The sequence below is a fragment of the Streptomyces hygroscopicus genome (genome assembly GCF_026168105.1).
GTDB classification, from domain to species: Bacteria; Actinomycetota; Actinomycetes; order Streptomycetales; family Streptomycetaceae; genus Streptomyces; species Streptomyces hygroscopicus_D.
Window position 1 is genome coordinate 1 of record NZ_LBMW01000044.1, and the last position, 19,138, is coordinate 19,138.

The following is a 19,138-nucleotide window of genomic DNA, read 5'->3' on the forward strand; positions in this document are numbered from 1 at the left end:
TACCCCCCGTACCCCCGGCACCTCCCACGCCTCCCGAGCCAACGCCTCCAGCACCGCCCCCGTCTTCGCGCCCTCCCCGCCCCCCGGATCCAGCCCCTGCCTGCGCAGCAGGGCCGTGAGGGACGCCTGGACGACCTCCGCGCCCTGCGGGGACACCCGCTCGGAGACCTCCAGCCAGTGCAGCGGGCGGGGACCCTCCAGGGTCCAGCTCTCGAGCGTCACCTCGTGGTGGTCGAGACGTACGCCGTCCCAGCGTATGGAGCGGACGGGCCCGAGCACCTCCAGCGGCCCGGAGGCCACGCACACGTCGGCGCAGTCGGTCAGGAACGCCCGCTGCCGCTCCGACAGGGCCCAGGACGGCGGACGCGCACCGGACGCCACGGCCTCGACCGCCCCGCTGCCGCAGTGGGTCGTGAACGAGGCCGACAGCGCCCGCTGCTCCCCCGACCAGTCGCCGGTCAGGCGGAAGAGGTCCGGTCCCTGAGACCGGAACCTCAGCCACCGTTCGGTGAGCCGCGACCGGCGGCAGGGCCGCAGCCTGGCCGTGACGTCACCGCCTCGCCCGCCCCCGGCCCGTAGCCGCAGGATCACCCCCGCGTCCCACAGCGGCAGTTCACCGGGTCCCCGGGAGCGGGCGAGGGCTTCACAGAAGTAGACGAGGCGCCGGGCTCCCCCGTGGTCCGGCGCCAGTGCCCTGATCGCGGCGGCCGCGCCGGCGTCCGAGAACGTCACCTTGATCTCGATCGAGTCGAGCCTCGGTTCGGATCCCCCGGATGCCGTGGGCATCGGCCGTTCCCCCTTCGTCCCGCGATCTGCTTCTGTCTGCCTACATCTGCTTCGTCGGCTCGCCCTCGCTTGCCGTGACACCATTCAAGGCCCGTGCGCCGTCGCCCGCTTCGGGGAACTCCCTGCACGTTTGCCTGCGTTCTCCCCCCTTGCCCACCCTGTCGTGCCCCATCATGGGGTGGGTCGGGCGCCAGGGGGTGGCACATGGTCGGGCGGGAGCGCGAGCGCGGGCTGATGGACGACCTGCTCGTGGCGGGAGCGGACGGCGGGGCGGCGTTGCTGCTGTGGGGCGAGCCCGGCATCGGCAAGACGGCCCTGCTGGACTACGCGGCCGAGCGGGCGGCCCCGCGTACGACCGTCCTGCGGGCCCGTGGCATCGAGACGGAGACCGTTCTGCCGTTCGCCACCCTGGGCGATCTGCTCATGCCGCATTCGTCCCTTTTCAGGGAGCTCCCGGGGGCACAGCGCGGCGCCCTGGAGGCCTCCCTCGCGCTCTCCGGCGAGGCACCGGGCAATCCGTACGCCGCCTGCATGGGCGCCCTGAACGTGCTCGCCGCGCTCGGCGACAGGAGCCCGGTGGTGGTCCTCGTCGACGACCTGCACTGGGTGGACCCCTCCTCCCGGCGCGTGCTGCTGTTCGTCGCACGCCGGCTCTCCTCCGAACGCGTCGCGCTCGCGCTGACCTCGCGCGAGGACCACGGCGAGTCCGGCGAGCGCCACAGCATCCCCGCCGTCCAGGTCGGCGGACTCCAGGCCGCCGAGTGCGCAGCACTGCTGAGCGAGGCGGGCCGCGAGGTGGCCCCCGCCGTACTGGACGAACTCGTACGGATCAGCGGCGGCAACCCGCTGGCGCTGCGCGAGATCTCGGCCGCCCTGTCGGCCGAACAGGCGCGCGGGGAGCAGCCGTTGCTCGCCCCGCCCTCCCTCGGCCGCCATCTGGAACGAGCCTGGGCGGCGCGCGTCGACGACCTCCCGGACGGCGCGCGCCGAGCCCTGGCCGTCCTCGCCGCCAGCCGTTCCACGGCCGCCGGCACCCTGCGCAAGGCCCTGGAGGCGGCCGGCCTGTCCCTGGAGGCCCTCTCCCCCGCCGAACAGGCGGGCCTGGTCCGGCCCACCTCCGACGGTCTCGACTTCCACCACCCGGTGCTGCGCCCGCTCGTCCTCGCCCGCGCCCCGCTCGCCCACCGCTTCGCCGCCTTCCACGCCCTCGCGGAGGTGAGTACGGGCGCGTTGCACGCCTGGTACCGGGCGGCCGGCACCGCGGGACCCGACGAGGAGGCCGCGGCGGAGCTGGCCGGGGCGGCCCTTCAGGCGCGCCGCCGCAGCGCGTACCAGGAGGCCGCGCTGGCCTGGCGCCGCGCCGCGGAGCTCACCCCGGACCGCGCCGTGCGCGCCGAACGCCTGCACCGCGCCGCCTCCGACGCCCTGCTCAGCGGCTCCCCGTACGGACCCCCGTGGTGCGAGGAGGCGCTGCGGATCACGCCCGACCCGGCGATGCGTGCCGACATCCAGGCGCTCCTCGGCCGCATGTACACGTGGCAGGGCGAGCCGGCGCGGGCGTACGGCCTCCTCCTGGACGCCGCCGACGCGGTACGGGAGACCGACCCGCTGCGGGCCTGCGCGCTGTTCGCCGAGGCGACGGCCCCCGCCCGTCTGGACGGCCATGTCCCGGCCGCCGTCCGGGTCGCCGAGCAGGCCGTCGCGCTGGCCGCGCCCACGGGCCGCGAACGCTGGTTCGCCCAGACCGTGCTGGGCGCGGCGCTCGTCATGGCCGGGCGCACCGCACAGGGCACGGCGATGCTGGAGGCCGCCGACCGCGACGGCGCCGGGGACCCGGTACGCGACCAGCCGGTGTACGCGATCGCGGGGCAGGCCTGGAGCCGCGCGGAGGAGTTCACGCGGGGTCGCCGACTGCTGAACACGGCGGTGGAGTCGGCCCGCCGCCACAGCGCGGTGGGGGTGCTGGGCTTCACCCTGGCGGTCCGCGGCGAGCTGGAGACCCGCATCGGCCAGTGGGCTTCGGCTCGCGGCGACCTCGAGGAATCCCTGCGCTGGGCGGAGGAGCTGGGCCAACTGACCTCCGTCAGCTACTCGTTGTACTGCCTGGCCCGCCTGGAGACGCTGCGCGGCGACCGGGTGGCGGCGGAGGAGCACGTGGCGCACGCGCGGCGTAAGTGCGGGGCGTACGGCATCGGCTGCCAGGAGTTCCATCTGACGGCCGTCCTGGGCCTGTCCGCACTGACGTACGGCGACCACGAGAGAGCCGCCGACCAGCTGGAGCAGACACTGGCGCTGGCGGTGGAACAGGGCGTCGGCAACCCGGAGGTGGTCCCCTTCGCGGCGGACCTGGCGGAGGCCCAGCTGCGGGCGGGCCGCCCGGGCCGGGCCGCCGAGGTGGCGGCCTGGCTGGAAGAGCGGGCGCGGGAGACGGGCCTGGCCTCCGCCGAGGCGGCGGCCGCCCGCTGCCGGGGCCTGCTGGCGACCACCCCCGAGGAGGCGGAGGCGCACTTCGGGCGGGCCCTTGAAGCTCATGGCCGCACCACGGGTCCCTTCGACCATGCTCGCACCCAGCTGTGCGAGGCGGAGGTACTGCGCCGTCACCGGCGCCCGGCAGCCGCCCGCGCGCTCCTCTCGGCGGCCCTGGCCTGTTTCCAACGCCTGGGCGCCGAACCGTGGGCGCGACGCGCGGCGAGCGAACTGGCCGCGACGGGCGGGCCGTCGACGGGCGGCCGTCCGGCGATGGGCGACGCGCTCTCCCAACTGACGCCGCAGGAGTTCCAGGTCTCGCGGGCGGTGGCGCGAGGCCTGAACAATGTGGAGGCTGCGGCGTCGCTGTTCGTGTCGCGCAAGACGGTGGAGGCCCATCTCACCCGGATCTACCGGAAGTTGCAGGTCAGGTCGAGGACGGACCTGACCCGTCTGCTGACGGCGGCGGACCTCATCGACTGAGGCCCGGCGGCACGGACAGCTCGCCCCACACGGTCTTGCCGACGGGCCGCCGGTCGATGACGCCCCAGGAGCGGGCGAGGGCCTCGGCAGAAGTCCAGCCACGGCAGCGGCGAAGGCGGCGACTGCCTCGAAGTTGCCCACCCGGCCGGACAGCGGTGGCGGCATCGGCAGGTGCAACCCCGACTACCACGCCACCGGCAGCTCCAGCGGAAAGCGGCGGATGGTCTCCGTGTCCCAGCGGACCTCCTCCTTCGACACCGCCAGTTTCAGCGTCGGGAACCGCTCCAGGAGCCGCCCGATGGCCACTTCCAGTTCTGCCATGGCCAGCGGTACGGCGATGCACCGGTGGCCGCCCCAGCCGAAGGTCATGTGTGGCAGGGAGCGCCGGTCGGGGTCGATGACATGGGGGTCGGGGTAGCGCTCGGGGTCACGGTTGGCAGTCAGATACGACACATGGACGAAGTCACCGGCCCGGATCCGCACCCCGTCGAAGTCGACGTCCTCCATGGCCACCCGGGGGATGCCGACCCCCTTGCGGAAGGGGATGTAGCGCAGCATCTCGTTCAGGACCTCCGTCAGCGTCTCCGGCCGGTTCCTGATGTGCCGCGCCAGCTCGGGACGGGTCAGGAGCAGGTAGGAGATGTCGCTGATCTGGCACGTGGCCGTGTCCTGGCCGCTGAGCATCAGCGTCAGCGCCATGATCGCCAGTTCCTGGTCGTCGAACGCGTCCTCGCCGTCCTTCGCGGCGGCCAACGAGCTGATCAGGTCCTTCCCCGGCGAGCGCCGCCGCTGTTCCACCAGTTCACCGAAGTACTCCCGCAGTTCGGCCTTGGCGGCCGCGGCGGTCTCCCGGCCCTCCGGGCCGGTGGAGAGCAGCTGGTGCGCGCACTGCTGCATCCGGGGCCAGTCCTCCCGGTCGATCCCGAGCACGTCGAAGATGGTGTGCTGGGGGAGCGGGTTCGACAGATGGCGTACCAGGTCCGCGGGCGGCCCCTGCTCGGCCATCTCGTCGAGCAGGGCGTCCGCGAGCGCGGTGATCCTCCGTCGCATCCGGGCCACATGCCGCTGGGTGAAGGCCTGCGCCGCCAGATGGCGCAGCCTGCTGCTGTGCGGGGGGTCGATCACATTGATCGACTCCGGGGAGACGATCGGCTCCGGCGTCAGCCTCGGGTAGTCGAAGTCCAAGATCCGGGCCCGGCTGAACCGCTGGTCGGTGGTGATCCGCTTGACCCCTTCGAACCCCGTGACCAGCCAGGCGTCCGCGTCGCCGTACGGCAGCCGGATGCGGGTGATGGTGTCGCGGCCCATGAGCTCCGCGAGCGAGGGATCGAACTCCAGGCCCTTGCTGAAGTCGAACGGACACGAGATCGCTTCGTCGCTTGAGGTCATCGCTCAGCCTCCAGTTCCAGCCGCCGTCGCTATTCCATGCATAAGCCCTCTTGCGCTGCGGGGCCGCTGGGAGACACCCATTCGGGCTAGCCAGTCCTGTCCGGCGGCTCACGGGCGGAGCCATGCGCGGATCGCTGAGCAGTCAGGGTGCCAAGCCCCACCCGGACGTGCGCTACACTTGATCATGCACCGGTCACCGGAAGTCCGGGGGTCTGGTCGTGCGTTGGTGGTCCAAGGAAAGACGCCCCGCTTCCTGCGGGGAGATGCAGGTGCAAGGCCTGCCCGGCGCTCCGATGCGAAACCCACCCCGTGGCATGCGGGGTGGGTTTCGTGCGTTGTACGGGTCCCTCGGTCCGTGGCGCCCTCAGCCCGCGCCCGCCGCCCCCACCAGTGGCATGACGTTGGTGGCGTCCACCGCGGCGCGCAGGCCCCTGGCGAGGGTGACGGCGTCTCCGACGGCCCAGTAGTGGACGAAGAACAGGCGGGGTTCGTCCCTCAGGCCGTGGTTGTGCAGCTCGACGAGCTCGACCCCGGCCCGCCGCAGCGTCGCGAGGACCTCCTGGACCTCCCCGGCGACCATGGCGCAGTCGCCGCTGATCGCGGCCCGGCCCCCGCCGAGCGGCTGGAAGTTGATCGCGGTGGTCGACCCCAGGCCCCGCGGCAGGATCATGTCGCCCTCGGTGACCATCTCTCGGCGGGCGAAGGTGCTCCTGTAGATGCCGTCGTCAAAGGTGCCCTTGACGCCCAGTACGGCGTCGATGCGGGCGGTGTCCAGGTCGATCCGGCGCGGTTGAGCGGAGGGCCGCGGGGGCGGGGTGCCGGTGCGGTCGAACGCGGCGCGCAGGCCGCGGGCGACGGCCACCGGGTCGTGGCCGTGCGCGTGGACGTGCATCCACCAGACGGCGGGAGTCTGCGCGAGCAGATGCTTGTGGAGCGCGGTCTGCTCGATCCCGTGCTCGTACAGGGCGTCGCTGAACCGCTGGAGCTCCCCCTCGGTCACCACCACGTCGCCCATGAGCAGCGAACCGCCGTCGGCGTAACGGACGAAGGAGACGTGCGAGCCGAGGGCGAGCGCCGGTTTGACGACGACACCGTGGGAGACCACCGCGAGGTCCCGGCGCGGGAGGCCCGTGTGGTACATCAGGTTGTGCTTCATGTCGCCCGTTCGGCCCAGCGCCTCGGCCACGCCCGTCCAGTCCGCCAGGGTGGTCGGCACCGGCGCGACCGGCTTCCGTCGCCTCTCATTCGTCGTCTCGGTGCGAGCGGCGCAAGCGGGAGCCGCGGCCCCGGCCAGCACCGGGCTCAGCACGGCCGCGGCGATCACGCGCCGCCGGCGAGGGTCCTGCGTTCGGTCCTCAGCGCTCATGTGTGCCTCCTGACCGGATGGAAGCACGGGCACCCGGGAGCACCACACCGTCGCCGCCGGTACTGCGGCCGGATGGGCTAACCGGTCACGGGCAATCGGATGAGCCCGCCGAACGCGGCTACCGCGCGTAGAGCCCCTCCACCTGCGCCGCGAAGTCCCGCATGATCGCCTCACGGCGCAGCTTCATCGACGGGGTCAGATGGCCCGCCTCCTCCGTGAAGTCCACAGGGAGGACCGCGAAACGACGGATCGACTCGGGGCGGGAGACCAGCTTGTTGGCCTCGTCGACCGCGCGTTGCAGGGCCTCCTCCAACTCCCCGTCTCCCACCAGGAGTTCCGCCGGGACCGGGTGCTTGCCGTTCATTCGCCGCCAGTGGGTGATGCCGTCCGCGTCCAGGGTGATCAGCGCGCTCACATACGGGCGGCCGTCGCCCAGAACCATGCACTGGGAGATCAGCGGGTGGGAGCGCAGCCAGTGCTCCAGGGGGGCGGGGGCCACGTTCTTTCCCCCCGCCGTGATCAGGATCTCCTTCTTCCTGCCCGTGATCGTCAGATAGCCCTCGTCGTCCAGACGGCCGATGTCGCCCGTCGGGAACCAGCCGTCGTGGGTGGCCGGGACCACCCCGCCCGCGTGGGGGTCCCAGTAGCCGCGGAACACCTGGCCCCCGGACAGCAGCACCTCCCCGTCCGCCGCGATATGGACCTTCGTCCCGGGCAGGGGCCAACCCACCGTGCCCAGGCGGGGTTTGAGCGGGGGCGTGACCGTGGCCGCGCCGGTGGTCTCCGTCAGACCGTAGCCCTCGTAGATCTCTATGCCCGCGCCCGCGTAGAAGGCGGCGAGCCGGCGCCCCAAGGGGGAGCCGCCGCAGATGACATGGCGGACCCGGCCGCCCAGGGCGCCGCGGATGCGGCGGTAGACCAGGGGGTCGTAGACGGCGCGGGTCGTCTTCAGGGCGCGGCTCGGACCCGGGCCCGTGCCGTGCTGCCGGGCCTCCAGCGCCTCGCCGTAGCGACGGGCGACGCCCGCCGCCCGGTCGAACAACACCCCCCGCCCGCCGCGCTCGGCCGTCGCCCGCGCGTTGTTGTAGACCTTCTCCAGCATGTACGGGATGGCCAGCAGGAAGGTCGGCCTGAAGCTCGCCAGGTCGGCCAGCAGGTCATCCGCCTTCATGCTCGGCGCGTGCCCCAGCCGTACCCGGGCCCGGATGCAGGCGACCGCCACCATGCGGCCGAAGACATGGGACAGGGGCAGGAACAGCAGAGTGGACGGCTCGTCACTGGTCTTGGACCGGAACACCGGGTGGAGGAGCTCCACCGCGTTGTCCACCTCGGCGAGGAAGTTGCCGTGCGTCAGCGCGCAGCCCTTGGGGCGGCCCGTGGTGCCGGAGGTGTAGACGAGGGTGGCCAGCGTGTCCGGTCCCAGCACGCCCCGGCGTACCGAGACCTCCTGGTCCGGGACCGTCGCCCCGCGCTCCGCCAGCCGCTGGACATGCCCCTTCTCGATCACCCACACATGGCGCAGGTCGGCCAGCCGGTTGCGCTCCGGGCCGAGGGCCGCAGCCTGTCCCGCCGTCTCCGTCACCAGGGCCACCGCGCCGGAGTCCTGGAGGATCCAGCGGGTCTGGAAGACGGACGAGGTGGGGTAGACGGGGACCGTGACCAGGCCCGCGGCCCATGCGGCGAAGTCGAGCAGCGTCCACTCGTACGTCGTTCGCGCCATGACCGCGATCCGGTCGCCCGGCATCAGGCCCTCGGCGATCAGTCCCTTCGCCACGGCCAGTACCTGGGCGGCGAACTGAGCGGCCGTCACGTCCGTCCAGCCGCCGTCCCCGTCCCGGCGGCTGAGGACCCGGTCGCCGGGCGCCTCACTCGCGTTCTCGAAGGGCAGGTCGGCGAGCGAGCCATGCGTCACGGCCGGCACCCGAGGGGATACGTACGCCTCCCGCACCTCGCCGTTCAGCCGCCGCGTCTCCGGCTCCACCAGCACCGGGCCACCGTCGTGGTCGAGATCGGCCGGGGCGGCGGGAACGGGCGTGGACGAGTACGAGATCGGCATGGACAAGCCTCCTGGTGCCTGCAGCTGTGCACTGCTCTGCTGCATGAGGTACGCACCGTGCGCACCGAGACGTTCACCGGTGGCCGCGGCTCGCTGTTACCGCCGGTTAGGACCGCGATCGTACGGCGCCCTCGTGGGGAGTCTGTGCGCGTTCGGGGATGGTCCGGGGCCAGGGCTGTGCAGCCTCCCGCGCACGGCGCCCCCTGCGCGCGCCCTCGAGGGTCCGCGCAGGCATCGGGAGTTCTTCGGGCAGGCGTTCGTACGTCTTCTGCACGCCCTCACACGTCTTCGGCAGGGCCTCATACGTCTTCGACGGATCGGCCAGGGACTCCGCTTAAGGGTCACAGGCCGGGGTACCGGGAACGCATGGGAGCGCTGGCCCGGCTGGATCGCTATCAGCGACGACATCGCTGGGTGGGATTTCCTCTGGCCGTGGCCTACAAGTTCTACGACGACCAGGCCGGATATCTGGCTGCGATATTGGCGTACTACGGGTTTTTCTCCCTGTTCCCACTGATGCTCTTCCTCGTCGCGATACTCGGATCCCTTCTCCGGGGAAACCCAAATTTGCAGCAGGATGTGCTGAACTCGGCCCTCCGGGAATTCCCCGTGATCGGCGACCAGATCGGCCAGAACATTCACTCCTTTCACGGCAGCGGCGTCGCCCTGATGATCGGTGTCCTGGGCAGCCTCTACGGCGCGCTGGGGGTCGGGCAGGCCCTCCAGCTCGCCCTGAACAAGATCTTCGCCGTGCCCCGCCACACACGCCCCGACCCACTGCGCTCACGACTGAAGGGCCTGAAATTCCTGTCCCTGCTCGCACTCGGCCTGTGTGTCACCACGGCCCTGTCCGCCGCGGAATCGGCGGCCAGTGTGTTCGGAGCCCGTCTGGCCGTCGGCGTGCGCATCGCCGCCGCGGCCACGGCCGTCGTGCTCAACTCCTGTCTCCTGCTGGCCAGCTACCACATTCTGACGCGACGCCGCATGCCCCTGCGGCTGCTCTACGGCGCGGCGCTGGGCGGTGCGATCGCGTGGCAGGTGCTCCAGTGGGGTGGTTCGTACTACGTCGGCCACATCCTCAGGGGGACCACGGCGACGTACGGGATGTTCGGCATCGTGCTCGGTCTGCTCGCCTGGCTCTATCTCGGCGCGCTGGTGTACATCGTCACGGCGGAGGTCAGCGCGGTGCGCTGCATGCGTCTGTGGCCCCGCAGTCTGCTGAGCCCGTTCACCGATCGCGTCCGCCTCACCCCGGGTGACGTGCGCGCCTACCGGACGTATGCGACGACGGAATCCTTCAAGGGCTTCGAGAAGATCAGCGTGGAGTTCGACCGGCCGCCGCAGTCGCCGCCCGACGGGAACGAGCGCCCAGAGAAACGGAACGATTGATTGCTCTTCAGTGCCGGATGCAGTGCATTGTCGGCCAATGAGAAAACCCTTCGCCCGACCGACCGAATCAGGCGCGCTGTCGCTGTGCCACCGGTCCACGCCTTTCCCGGCTCGCGCACCCCCGCGGCGCGGCATCTTTCGCCCTCCGTGACCAGTCACCCGTCGGCCATACCTGCCCGTGGCGGCCATGGACTCGCGGCTCTCCGGCCCTTGTCGCCGCCGCGCCGGGATGACTAGGCTCCGGCTCGCCTTCGCACTTCGCACACATTTTCCACACATGACGGACCGGTCCGGCGCCGGTTCTCCGTCGTGCTCGTGTTCCGGCGATCTCCGCGGGGGAGCGCCGTCGTCACACCGGGGGAGGTGGAGGAAGTCGACGCGTCCCCGGCACCACGACACGCCGCCGAGCCGCCCTCACCCGTCGCGAAGCCCGGCGCAGCGGCCGACCGGTCCGGTACCGGCAGCCGGCGGGACCTCACATTCCTGTGGTGGATCAACGTGGCCGACGGGCTCGGCAGCCAAGCCTCCGGACTCGTCTTCCCGTTGCTACTGCTGAACCTGGGCCACACCCCGGCCACCGCGGGCACGTTCGCCAGCGTGGCCGCCTTCACCGGCGTGCTGCTCGGGCCGCTGGTCGCCGTACCGGCCGACCGGGGACACCGGCGCCGCATCATGACGGGCGCGGCGTTGCTTGCGGCCGTGGCCATGGCCGGGCTGTCCGTCTGCTGTGCGGGGCGCCCGGCGCTGGGTGTCCTGGTGGGCCTGGCCCTCGCCGAGCGGCTCTGCGCCGTGGCCTACGAGGCGGCCTCGCGCGGCGCCCTCGTCCACCTGGCCGCTCCCGACGAGTTGCCGCGGGCCGCCGCCGGGCTCCAGGCGGGCGACCAGACCGCACTGATCCTGGGCCCCGCGCTGGGCGGCATGCTCTTCCAACTCGCCCGTCCCCTGCCGTTCCTGGCCGACGCCGTCTCCTACGCCGCGACGGCCCTGGGCGTCCGGGCCATCCGGGGGCCCCTCGACCCGCCCCCGCCCCGGGGCGACGCGGTCGAACGGCAGCCCGGTGTGCGTCCCACGGCGCGAGCGCTGCCCGGTGCCGTGAAGGCGGGCCTCGCCGTCGTCGCCCACTCCCCCGTGCTGCGGCTGGCGCTGCTGTGGACGTCTGCTGCGGGCGGGGTGCTGGCGCTGCTGTTCTACACCGCGGTGTTCGTGCTCGGCGGCGGCGCCCACAGCGCCTCCACCGGTGCGGTGCTCACCGCCCCCGGAGCGGCCGGACTGCTCGGCTCGCTGGCGGCCCCGCGCGCGGTACGGCGGCTCGGCCCGCGCCGCGCTCTGACGTCGGCCACCTGGCTGCTGACCGTCCCGTCCGGCGCGTTGCTGTGGGCCGAGCGGCCGTGGAGCTGGGGGCTGGGCTTCGCCGGACTGAGTCTGTTGCTGCCGCTGGTCACCGTCGTCCTCACCAGTGCGGCCGTCGCCACGACCCCCGTCGCGCTCCAGTCGCGGGCGGGAGCCGTCCTCGGCTCGGCGGCGACCCTGACCGCGGCCGGCGCGCCCGCCGCCGCGGCCGCCCTGGTGACCGCCTGGGGCACACGGGCCCCGGCCCTGCTGTGCACAGTCCTGCTCGGCCTGCTGGCCGTGTACACGCAGTTCACCGCCCCTGGGGCACTGTCCGGGACGGCGGGCGCGGGCGGCGACACGGCGGCTTCGGCCGCCTCCGGAGCCGGAGGGCAGCCATGACAAGCCGCTACCAGGTGTTCCTCGGCGCGCTTCCCGACGTGTGTCCGCGGGACACACGGCGCATGGTCTTCACCGCGGACGCCGGCGGCCGCTGCGAGGTGTTCACCTGGGACGCCGCCGCCCGCAGCGCCCGGCAGGTCACCGACCGCCCCGGCGGCACCGTGCACTGCGCCATCGACGCCGACGCATACGTCTGGTGGTTCGAGGAGGACACCGAGGGACGGGGCCGTTGGTGGTACCAGCCCTTCATGGGCGGCCCCCGGCTGCCGGGCCTGCCCGGGGCACCGGCGGGGCTGCCGCGCGGCCTGGCCGTGACGGCGGGCGGGACGGTCGCCGCGGCGTTCGCCGGACGACGGGACACGACCGTGCTGGTGGGGCGGCGCGGACGGGTCCCACGCGAGGTGCTGCGGACACCGGTGGCGGGCCGGCTGGGCGGCATCACCCCGGACGGCGACCTGGTGGCCCTTGCCGCGGCTCCCGACGACGAGGCGGCCGTCACCGTCCTGACCGCCACCGGCCGTGTCACCGCGGTCCTGCCCGGCCCCGGCGGTCCGGGGGCACGGCTGTGGTGCCAGGGCTTCTCACCGCGCCCCGGCCGGCGCGAACTGCTGCTGGTCCAGGACCTCGGGGACCGTTACGCGCCGGCCACCTGGACACCGGAGACCGGACTGACCACCCACCACTGGTGCACCTTCGACACGGAGATCACCGCCCGGTGGTATCCCGACCGGGACGAGGTGCTGGTGCGCCAGGACCGCCACGGCCGCTCGCTGCTGCACCGGATCGCCCTGCACACCCGCCGGCGCCAGGTCGTCCCCACACCCGCCGGGAGCCTGCTGGACGCGGCGGCCCGCCCCGGCGGGTCCCTGCACTACCTGTGGACCGACACCGCCCACCCGCCCGTCCTCCGCTCGACCGACGGCACCCCCCTGCCACCGCCCGGCCCCTCCCCCGTCGTACCCGGCCGCCACACCGACCTGTGGACGCCGACCCCCGACGGGCCCGTGCACACCCTGCTGAGCCTGCCGGAGACCGACGGCGCCGCTCCCGCACCCGCGGTCTTCCTGGTGCACGGCGGACCCGCCGACCAGGACCGGGACGCATACGACGCCACGGTCCACTCCCTGGTGGCCTCCGGCTACGCCGCCGTACGCGTCAACTACCGCGGCTCCACCGGATACGGGCCCCGCTGGCGGCGGGCGTTCGGAGCGGGTGTCGGGCACACACAGGTGCACGACCTCGCCGCCGTCCGCGCCGACCTCGTACGCCGGGGGCTGGTCGCCGACGGGGCGAGCGCCCTGTGGGGCGTGTCGTGGGGCGCCTACCTGGTCCTGCTCGCCCTCGGCTCGCACCCCGGCCTGTGGCAGGCGGGCGTCGCCGTCAAACCCGTCGCCGACTGGGTCACCGCCCACCGGACCACCACGCCCGCGCTACGCGCCCTGGACGTACGCCTGTTCGGCGGCACTCCCGACGAGGTGCCCGAGCGGTATGCGCACAGCTCGCCCCTCACCTACGCGGACGGCGTGACTGCGCCGCTGCTCGTGGTCGGCGCGACGAGGGACACCAAGTGCCCTCCCGAGCAGATCCGCACCTATCTCGCCGCCCTCGGCGCCGCGGGCGTGGAGCACGAGGCGATGTGGCTCGACACCGGCCACGACGGCTACGACGGCGCGGCGCACATCGCGGTCCTGCGCCGCTCGCTGCGTTTCCTGCGCGACCGGCTGCCCGGCCCGGCGGCCGGTGATCCCGAGCGTCCCCCGGCACGACTGGGAGGACCCCGGCCCCGCTGATGCAGCAGCGGGACCGGGACACGCACAGCACCACCCACTCGAAGAAGGAGGAACACCGTGCAGAAGGACATCATCCACAACGACCCGCTCGCCGGCGACGAGGAGAACCGCAAGCCGGGCATCGGCATCACCATCACCGTCCCGTTCCGCAACGCCGACGAGGGCGGTGACGAGGAGTGACCCACGGCCCGGCCCCCGGCCTCCGTCCGCACTCCCTTGCCCGCATCCGTGTCCCAAGGAGCCGACCGTGCGCGTTCTTCTCGTCAACATGCCCTGGTCGCCCATCGACCTGCCCTCACTGGCCCTCGGCATCCTCAAACGCAGCGTCGACGAACGCGTCGAGGGCGCCACCTGCGACGTACTGCACGCCAATCTGGAGTTCACCGACTGGATCACCGAGCGCACCGAGTTCTCCGCCGAGGACTACGAGTACTACGCCCTGTCCTCCTATTTCCTCGGGTGCGGCGACTGGGTGTTCTCCTCCGCCCTGTACGACGACCCGGAGTGGAAGGACGCCGAGTTCGTCGACGTGATGACGGACAAGCTGCGCAAGTCCCGGATGCGGATGACCCGGGAACTGCACCGGGTCGTGCCGGAGTTCGTCGCCGACATCGCCCGCCGGGCGGTCGGCCTCGCACCCGATGTCGTCGGCTTCACCTCCACCTTCCAGCAGAACACCGCCGCGCTCGCGGCGGCGCGGCACATCAAGCGGCTCGCCCCGCACATCGTCACGGTCATGGGCGGCGCCAACTGCGACGCCGAGCAGGGCGCGGCCGTCCACCGCAACTTCCCCTTCGTCGACTACGTGGTGCGCGGCGAGGGCGAGGAGGCCTTCCCGAGGCTGCTGACCGCGCTGCGCAGCGAGGAGCCGGACCTGGCCGACATCCCGGGGCTGTGCCACCGCACCCCGGACACCCCGCACAGCGCCAACCCGATGCCCACCGGCCCCCTGCCCCCGGCTGCCATCCTGCCGCCGGACTACAGCGGTTACTTCGAACGTCTCGCCGCGTCCGTGGCGCGCAATTGGGTGGAGCCGAAACTGGTGGTCGAGGGCGCGCGCGGCTGCTGGTGGGGCGAGAAGCACCACTGCACGTTCTGCGGTCTGAACGGCTCGTTCATGCAGTTCCGCAGCAAGAGCCCCGACACCTTCTACCAGGAGATCATGGACCTGGCCGAGTGCCACCGCGTCCTGGACATGTACGTCGTCGACAACATCCTCGACATGCGCTACCTGTCCACCGTGCTGCCCCGCATCATCGACAGCGGCTACGACCTGCGCATGCACATCGAGATCAAGGCCAACATGCGCCGCCCGCAGCTGCGGGTCCTCGCGGACGCCGGACTGATCTACGTCCAGCCCGGCATCGAGAGCCTCAACAGCAGGGTCCTCGACCTGATGGACAAGGGCGTCAGCGGCTGCCAGAACGTACGCATGCTGCGGGACGCGGCCGAGACGGGACTGTCCGTCTCCTGGAACTACCTGCACGGCTTCCCCGGGGAGACGGCCGACGACTACGAACCCGTCATCCGCCAGCTGCCGGCCCTGGAACACCTCAACCCGCCGGTCGACCTGTCCGCCCGGATCGCCATCGAACGGTTCAGCCCCTACTTCAAGCGCCCCGAACTGGGCTTCACCGGGCTGCGGCCCGAGCAGCACTACCTCTTCACCTACGACCTGCCCGAGGCCGAACTGCACGATCTCGCCTATGTCTTCCAGGCACCCGAGCGAGGCATCACCGAGGCGACCGTGACCCTGCTGAACGACGCCCTCGCCGCGTGGAAGAAACGCCACGTCGACGCCCGCCTCACCCACACCGACCTCGGTGACCGGATCGTGCTGGTCAGCCGGAGGCACGCCTTCGGCTGGCGGACCATGCAGCTCACCGACCCGTTCGAGGTGGCCGTCTTCCGACTGCTGGACCAGCCCCACACTCCCACGGCCCTGCACCGCAAGGTCGGCGACGCCCTGGCCGGCCGCACCCGCGAGGACCTTCAGGTCCTGCTGGACGACTGGACCGCGAAGGGTGTGGTGTTCACCGACGCGGGCCAGTACGTCCACATCGCACCGGCCGCCGTCAACCAGGACCTGCTGCGCCTCGACTACATGCGTCACGCGCACGCCCGTCCGGCGGTCGGCGGACCCGCCGCCGGAGACCGCGCCCCGTCCGCCCGCCCCGAGCCGGCACCCGCCCTGTCCTGACCTCCGTCCCCCTCATCTCCGTTGCCCTGACCTCCCCCGCCCTGACCTCCGTTGCCGTGGTCCTCGACGAAGGACCTCCCATGACACCGACGAAGGACCGCCCATGACACCGACCGCACCGACCCTGGCCGTGCGGGCCTGGCGCGACCCCGACCCGCAGGCCCACGATCTGCCGGGCATGTCCCTCGGCCGTGTTTCCCTCCCCGTCGGCTCCGACCACGCCGAGCATCTGTGGGCCATGGGCGCGCGGCACGCCGAGCTCGAGGGGGGCGTCGACCTGGCGGCGCCCGACGAGGCCGCCCATCGCCGGGCGATCGACCAGCTGTGCCTGGTCCGCGATCTGACCGCACGCGCCGTACGGGTCGACTGGGACCTACGCCTGTCTCCCGACCGGGCCGCCCAGCAGTGGAAGGTGCTGTCCCACCTTCAGCCGCCGCGCAGTGCGACCGGTCTCACGGACGCGGAGGACGCCCTGTACGCCTGGCGCACCCGCCACTATCTGTGCAAGTTGATCTGGCGCCAGGGTCCCGGCTTCGTCCAGATCCGCGACCGCCGCTGGGGCGACCTGCGGCGCTTCACCGCCGACGAGCCCCGCTACCAGGACGCCATCGCCCGCCTGGACCGCGGCGCCCACCACACCGAGGTCCCCGCCGAAGTTCTGGCCGAGTTCACCGCGGAACACCTCGTGCTGCGGCTGGGCGACCTGGCCTGGTGGCTGCCGTACCGGGTCTCCCGCTGGCTCCAGGAGGCCATGGCCGTCTGAGCATGCGAACGGCGGCGTCGAGCTTCGACCGCTCAGGAGGTCTGGCCCTGCGCCCTGGCCGTGTCGTCGGCCAGGTCCTCCTGGCTGCGGTTGGCCTCGAGGTTGGACTTCATACGGTCGACCTTCTGCACGATCTGCACGGAGGCCCGGTCGCGCTCCCTGCGCAGCACCACAAAGCTGATCGGCGCGGAGATCGCCAGGGAGAGCAGGAGGACCCACAGGAAGTTGGAGTCGCCGAGGCCGCGCGGGAGGACGCCTGAGTAGACGAGGCCCCAGACGACCACGAGGCAGCCCGCGAAGATACCGAGGCGCATCAGCGTGTAGCGGAGCATCTCAATCCACACTTCCGTTCCGTGGGGTCCCCCCTGTTCGAGCGAAACCGAGAGCTCGGGGGAGATCCCAAAGGGCACCGTCCAGTGAAGCACGCCGGGCACCCGATCTTGCAGGGGGGTGGGCAGGGGCCCCGCTCATCCCAGCGGCAGCAGCATCGTGATGTCGTCCCGGTCGTCCCCGGGGGCTACGCGTATCGCCGCCGGCACCCGGCCGACCTCCTTGTAGCCGCAGGAGCCGTAGAACCGCTCGAGGCCGGTGCCGCCCCGGCAGGTGAGCCGGATCGCCTCGACGCCCTCGAAGTCGCGGACCGCATCCTCGGCGGCGGCCAGAAGATCACGGCCGTACCCCTTGCCCTGGTGCCGCGGATGCACCATCACCGTGTACAGCCAGACCCAGTGCCGCATCAGCCGGTGCGTGTTGTACACGATGAACGCGGTCGCCCCGACCGCGCCCGTCGCGTCCCTGCCCACCAGCAGCCGGGTGCGTCCCTCGGCCATCGCCACGAGGTGCCTGACCAGCTCGGGGCGTATGTCCTCCACGGTCACCGGCGGCACGAAGCCGACCGAGCCGCCCGTGTTCGAGACGTCCGCCCACAGCGTGAGCACGTCGTCCCGGAGCGCGGGCGTAAGGGCCGGGTCCAGCTCGAACGTCAACGCCACCGGCTCACACCCGCATGGGCTGCGGCTCGTCCCTGCGCGCCGGGTCCGGGCCCTCGTACTCCCGGATGATCTCGTACCGCGTGTTCCGCTCCACCGGCCTGAAGCCCGCGTCGCGGATCAGGTCGAGCAGGTCCTCACGGGTCAGCTTGTTCGGCGTGCCGTAGTTGTCCGCGTCGTGCGTGATCTTGTACTCGACGACCGAGCCGTCCATGTCGTCGGCGCCGTGCTGGAGGGCCAGCTGCGCGGTCTGCACGCCGTGCATCACCCAGAAGACCTTGACGTGCGGGACGTTGTCGAAGAGCAGGCGGGAGACGGCGAAGGTCTTCAGGGCCTCGGCGCCGGTCGCCATCTGCGTCCGGGCCTGGAGCCGGTTGCGGATCTTGCCGTCCTTCATGTCCACGAAGTCGTGCTGGTAGCGCAGCGGGATGAAGACCTGGAAGCCGCCGGTCTCGTCCTGGAGCTCACGCAGCCGCAGCACATGGTCCACTCGGTGGCGCGGCTCCTCGATGTGGCCGTACAGCATGGTGGACGGGGTCTTCAGACCCTTCTCGTGCGCCAGGCGGTGGATGCGCGACCAGTCCTCCCAGTGGGTCCTGTGGTCGACGATGTGCTGACGGACCTCCCAGTCGAAGATCTCGGCGCCGCCGCCGGTCAGCGACTCCAGACCGGCGTCGATCAGCTCGTCGAGGATCTCTGAGGCGCTGAGCCCGGAGATCGTCTCGAAGTGGTGGATCTCCGTCGCGGTGAAGGCCTTCAGCGAGACCTTCGGCAGGGCGGCCTTCAGCTCGCGCAGCGACCGCGGGTAGTAGCGCCACGGCAGGTTCGGGTGGAGGCCGTTGACGATGTGCAGTTCGGTGAGGTTCTCCGACTCCATCGCCTTGGCGAGCTTGACCGCCTCCTCGATGCGCATCGTGTACGCGTCCTTCTCACCCGGCTTGCGCTGGAAGGAGCAGTACGCGCAGGACGCGGTGCACACGTTCGTCATGTTGAGGTGCCGGTTGACGTTGAAGTGGACCACGTCACCGTTCTTGCGCGTTCGCACCTCGTGCGCGAGGCCGCCCAGCCAGGCCAGGTCGTCCGACTCGTACAGCGCGATGCCGTCCTCGCGGGTCAGCCGCTCACCGGCCCGGACCTTGTCCTCCAGCTCGCGCTTGAGCCCGACATCCATGCTTCTGCCTCTCCCTCGGACGAACCCACCCAACGGTACCTCCCGCCCCTCGGGCGGCCGGTGCCCCCACAAGCGCCGCGCGCCCGGACCCGACTAGTGCTCTTCCGGCAGCTCGCCGACCCGGTTCTCCCACTTCGTGGAGAGCACGATCGTCGTCCGGGTACGGGAGACGCCCTTGGTGCCGGACAAGCGGCGGATGGTCTTCTCCAGGCCGTCCACGTCGGTCGAGCGCACCTTGAGCATGTACGAGTCGTCGCCGGCGATGAACCAGCAGTCCTCGATCTCCTGAAGGTCCCTCAGCCGGCGCGCCACGTCCTCGTGGTCGACGGCGTCGGACAACGAGATGCCGATGAGGGCGGTCACGCCGAGGCCGAGGGAGGCCGAGTCGACGGTGGCGCGGTAGCCGGTGATGACCCCGGCAGCCTCCAGGCGGTTGATGCGGTCGGTGACACTGGGTCCCGACAGGCCGACGAGGCGCCCCAGCTCCGCGTAGGAGGCCCGGCCGTTCTCCCTCAGGGCCTGGATGAGCTGCCTGTCCACCGCGTCCATGCGATCGAAG

15 protein-coding genes are annotated in these 19,138 nt (G+C 72.0%); 7 read left to right on the top strand and 8 right to left on the bottom strand.

Annotated elements, in window-relative coordinates:
• Positions 1-786: hypothetical protein (locus AAW14_RS30870; protein ID WP_265567697.1), on the bottom strand; the 786-nt coding region annotated here is incomplete at its 3' end.
• 204 nt (positions 787-990) lie between these two features.
• On the opposite strand from AAW14_RS30870, the gene AAW14_RS30875 reads away from it, so the two are divergent.
• On the top strand, positions 991-3,735 hold the full coding sequence (locus AAW14_RS30875; protein ID WP_265567699.1) for a helix-turn-helix transcriptional regulator: 2,745 nt from the start codon (positions 991-993) through the stop codon (positions 3,733-3,735).
• A gap of 183 nt (positions 3,736-3,918) precedes the next feature.
• On the opposite strand, the gene AAW14_RS30880 is transcribed toward AAW14_RS30875, so the two are convergent.
• The 3 genes from AAW14_RS30880 to AAW14_RS30890 all read right to left on the bottom strand — a co-directional run bounded on the left by AAW14_RS30880 (position 3,919) and on the right by AAW14_RS30890 (position 8,546).
• A complete protein-coding gene (locus AAW14_RS30880) occupies positions 3,919-5,124 on the bottom strand; it encodes a cytochrome P450 (RefSeq protein ID WP_265567701.1) in 1,206 nt (401 codons plus the stop codon).
• A 364-nt stretch (positions 5,125-5,488) separates the two neighbouring features.
• On the bottom strand, positions 5,489-6,490 hold the full coding sequence (locus AAW14_RS30885; protein WP_265567703.1) for a DUF1259 domain-containing protein: 1,002 nt from the start codon (positions 6,488-6,490) through the stop codon (positions 5,489-5,491).
• A 118-nt stretch (positions 6,491-6,608) separates the two neighbouring features.
• Positions 6,609-8,546 carry an AMP-dependent synthetase/ligase gene (locus AAW14_RS30890; protein ID WP_265567705.1) on the bottom strand — a complete coding sequence of 646 codons (1,938 nt, stop codon included), beginning with the start codon at positions 8,544-8,546 and terminating at the stop codon, positions 6,609-6,611.
• A gap of 432 nt (positions 8,547-8,978) precedes the next feature.
• Between AAW14_RS30890 and AAW14_RS30895 the strand changes: the two genes are divergently transcribed.
• The 6 genes from AAW14_RS30895 (at position 8,979) to AAW14_RS30920 (ending at position 16,419) form a co-directional block, all read left to right on the top strand.
• Positions 8,979-9,935, top strand: a complete 957-nt coding sequence (locus AAW14_RS30895; RefSeq protein WP_265567707.1) for a YihY/virulence factor BrkB family protein — start codon at positions 8,979-8,981, stop codon at positions 9,933-9,935.
• Positions 9,936-10,298: 363 nt separating this feature from the next.
• Positions 10,299-11,666 carry an MFS transporter gene (locus tag AAW14_RS30900; RefSeq protein WP_265567708.1) on the top strand — a complete coding sequence of 456 codons (1,368 nt, stop codon included), beginning with the start codon at positions 10,299-10,301 and terminating at the stop codon, positions 11,664-11,666.
• Complete coding sequence (locus AAW14_RS30905; protein WP_265567711.1) at positions 11,663-13,456, top strand: prolyl oligopeptidase family serine peptidase; 1,794 nt, start codon at positions 11,663-11,665, stop codon at positions 13,454-13,456. Before AAW14_RS30900 ends, AAW14_RS30905 begins: the two co-directional genes overlap by 4 nt.
• Before the next feature lie 57 nt (positions 13,457-13,513).
• Positions 13,514-13,636 carry a hypothetical protein gene (locus AAW14_RS30910; protein ID WP_256257095.1) on the top strand — a complete coding sequence of 41 codons (123 nt, stop codon included), beginning with the start codon at positions 13,514-13,516 and terminating at the stop codon, positions 13,634-13,636.
• A 67-nt stretch (positions 13,637-13,703) separates the two neighbouring features.
• Positions 13,704-15,656, top strand: a complete 1,953-nt coding sequence (locus AAW14_RS30915; protein ID WP_265567719.1) for a RiPP maturation radical SAM C-methyltransferase — start codon at positions 13,704-13,706, stop codon at positions 15,654-15,656.
• Positions 15,657-15,759: 103 nt separating this feature from the next.
• Complete coding sequence (locus AAW14_RS30920; RefSeq protein ID WP_265567721.1) at positions 15,760-16,419, top strand: DUF5825 family protein; 660 nt, start codon at positions 15,760-15,762, stop codon at positions 16,417-16,419.
• A gap of 32 nt (positions 16,420-16,451) precedes the next feature.
• On the opposite strand, the gene AAW14_RS30925 is transcribed toward AAW14_RS30920, so the two are convergent.
• The 4 genes from AAW14_RS30925 to AAW14_RS30940 all read right to left on the bottom strand — a co-directional run bounded on the left by AAW14_RS30925 (position 16,452) and on the right by AAW14_RS30940 (position 19,128).
• The gene (locus AAW14_RS30925; RefSeq protein ID WP_265567769.1) at positions 16,452-16,751 is read right to left on the bottom strand and encodes a DUF4229 domain-containing protein; all 300 of its coding nucleotides are present in this window, start codon (positions 16,749-16,751) and stop codon (positions 16,452-16,454) included.
• Between the two features lie 135 nt (positions 16,752-16,886).
• A complete protein-coding gene (locus AAW14_RS30930; protein WP_265567722.1) occupies positions 16,887-17,411 on the bottom strand; it encodes a GNAT family N-acetyltransferase in 525 nt (174 codons plus the stop codon).
• 4 nt (positions 17,412-17,415) lie between these two features.
• Positions 17,416-18,579 (bottom strand): aminofutalosine synthase MqnE, encoded by a 1,164-nt coding sequence (mqnE, locus tag AAW14_RS30935; protein WP_265567724.1) that lies wholly within the window; start codon positions 18,577-18,579, stop codon positions 17,416-17,418.
• A 93-nt stretch (positions 18,580-18,672) separates the two neighbouring features.
• Positions 18,673-19,128, bottom strand: a complete 456-nt coding sequence (locus tag AAW14_RS30940; RefSeq protein ID WP_265567770.1) for an Lrp/AsnC family transcriptional regulator — start codon at positions 19,126-19,128, stop codon at positions 18,673-18,675.
• Positions 19,129-19,138: the final 10 nt, after the last annotated feature.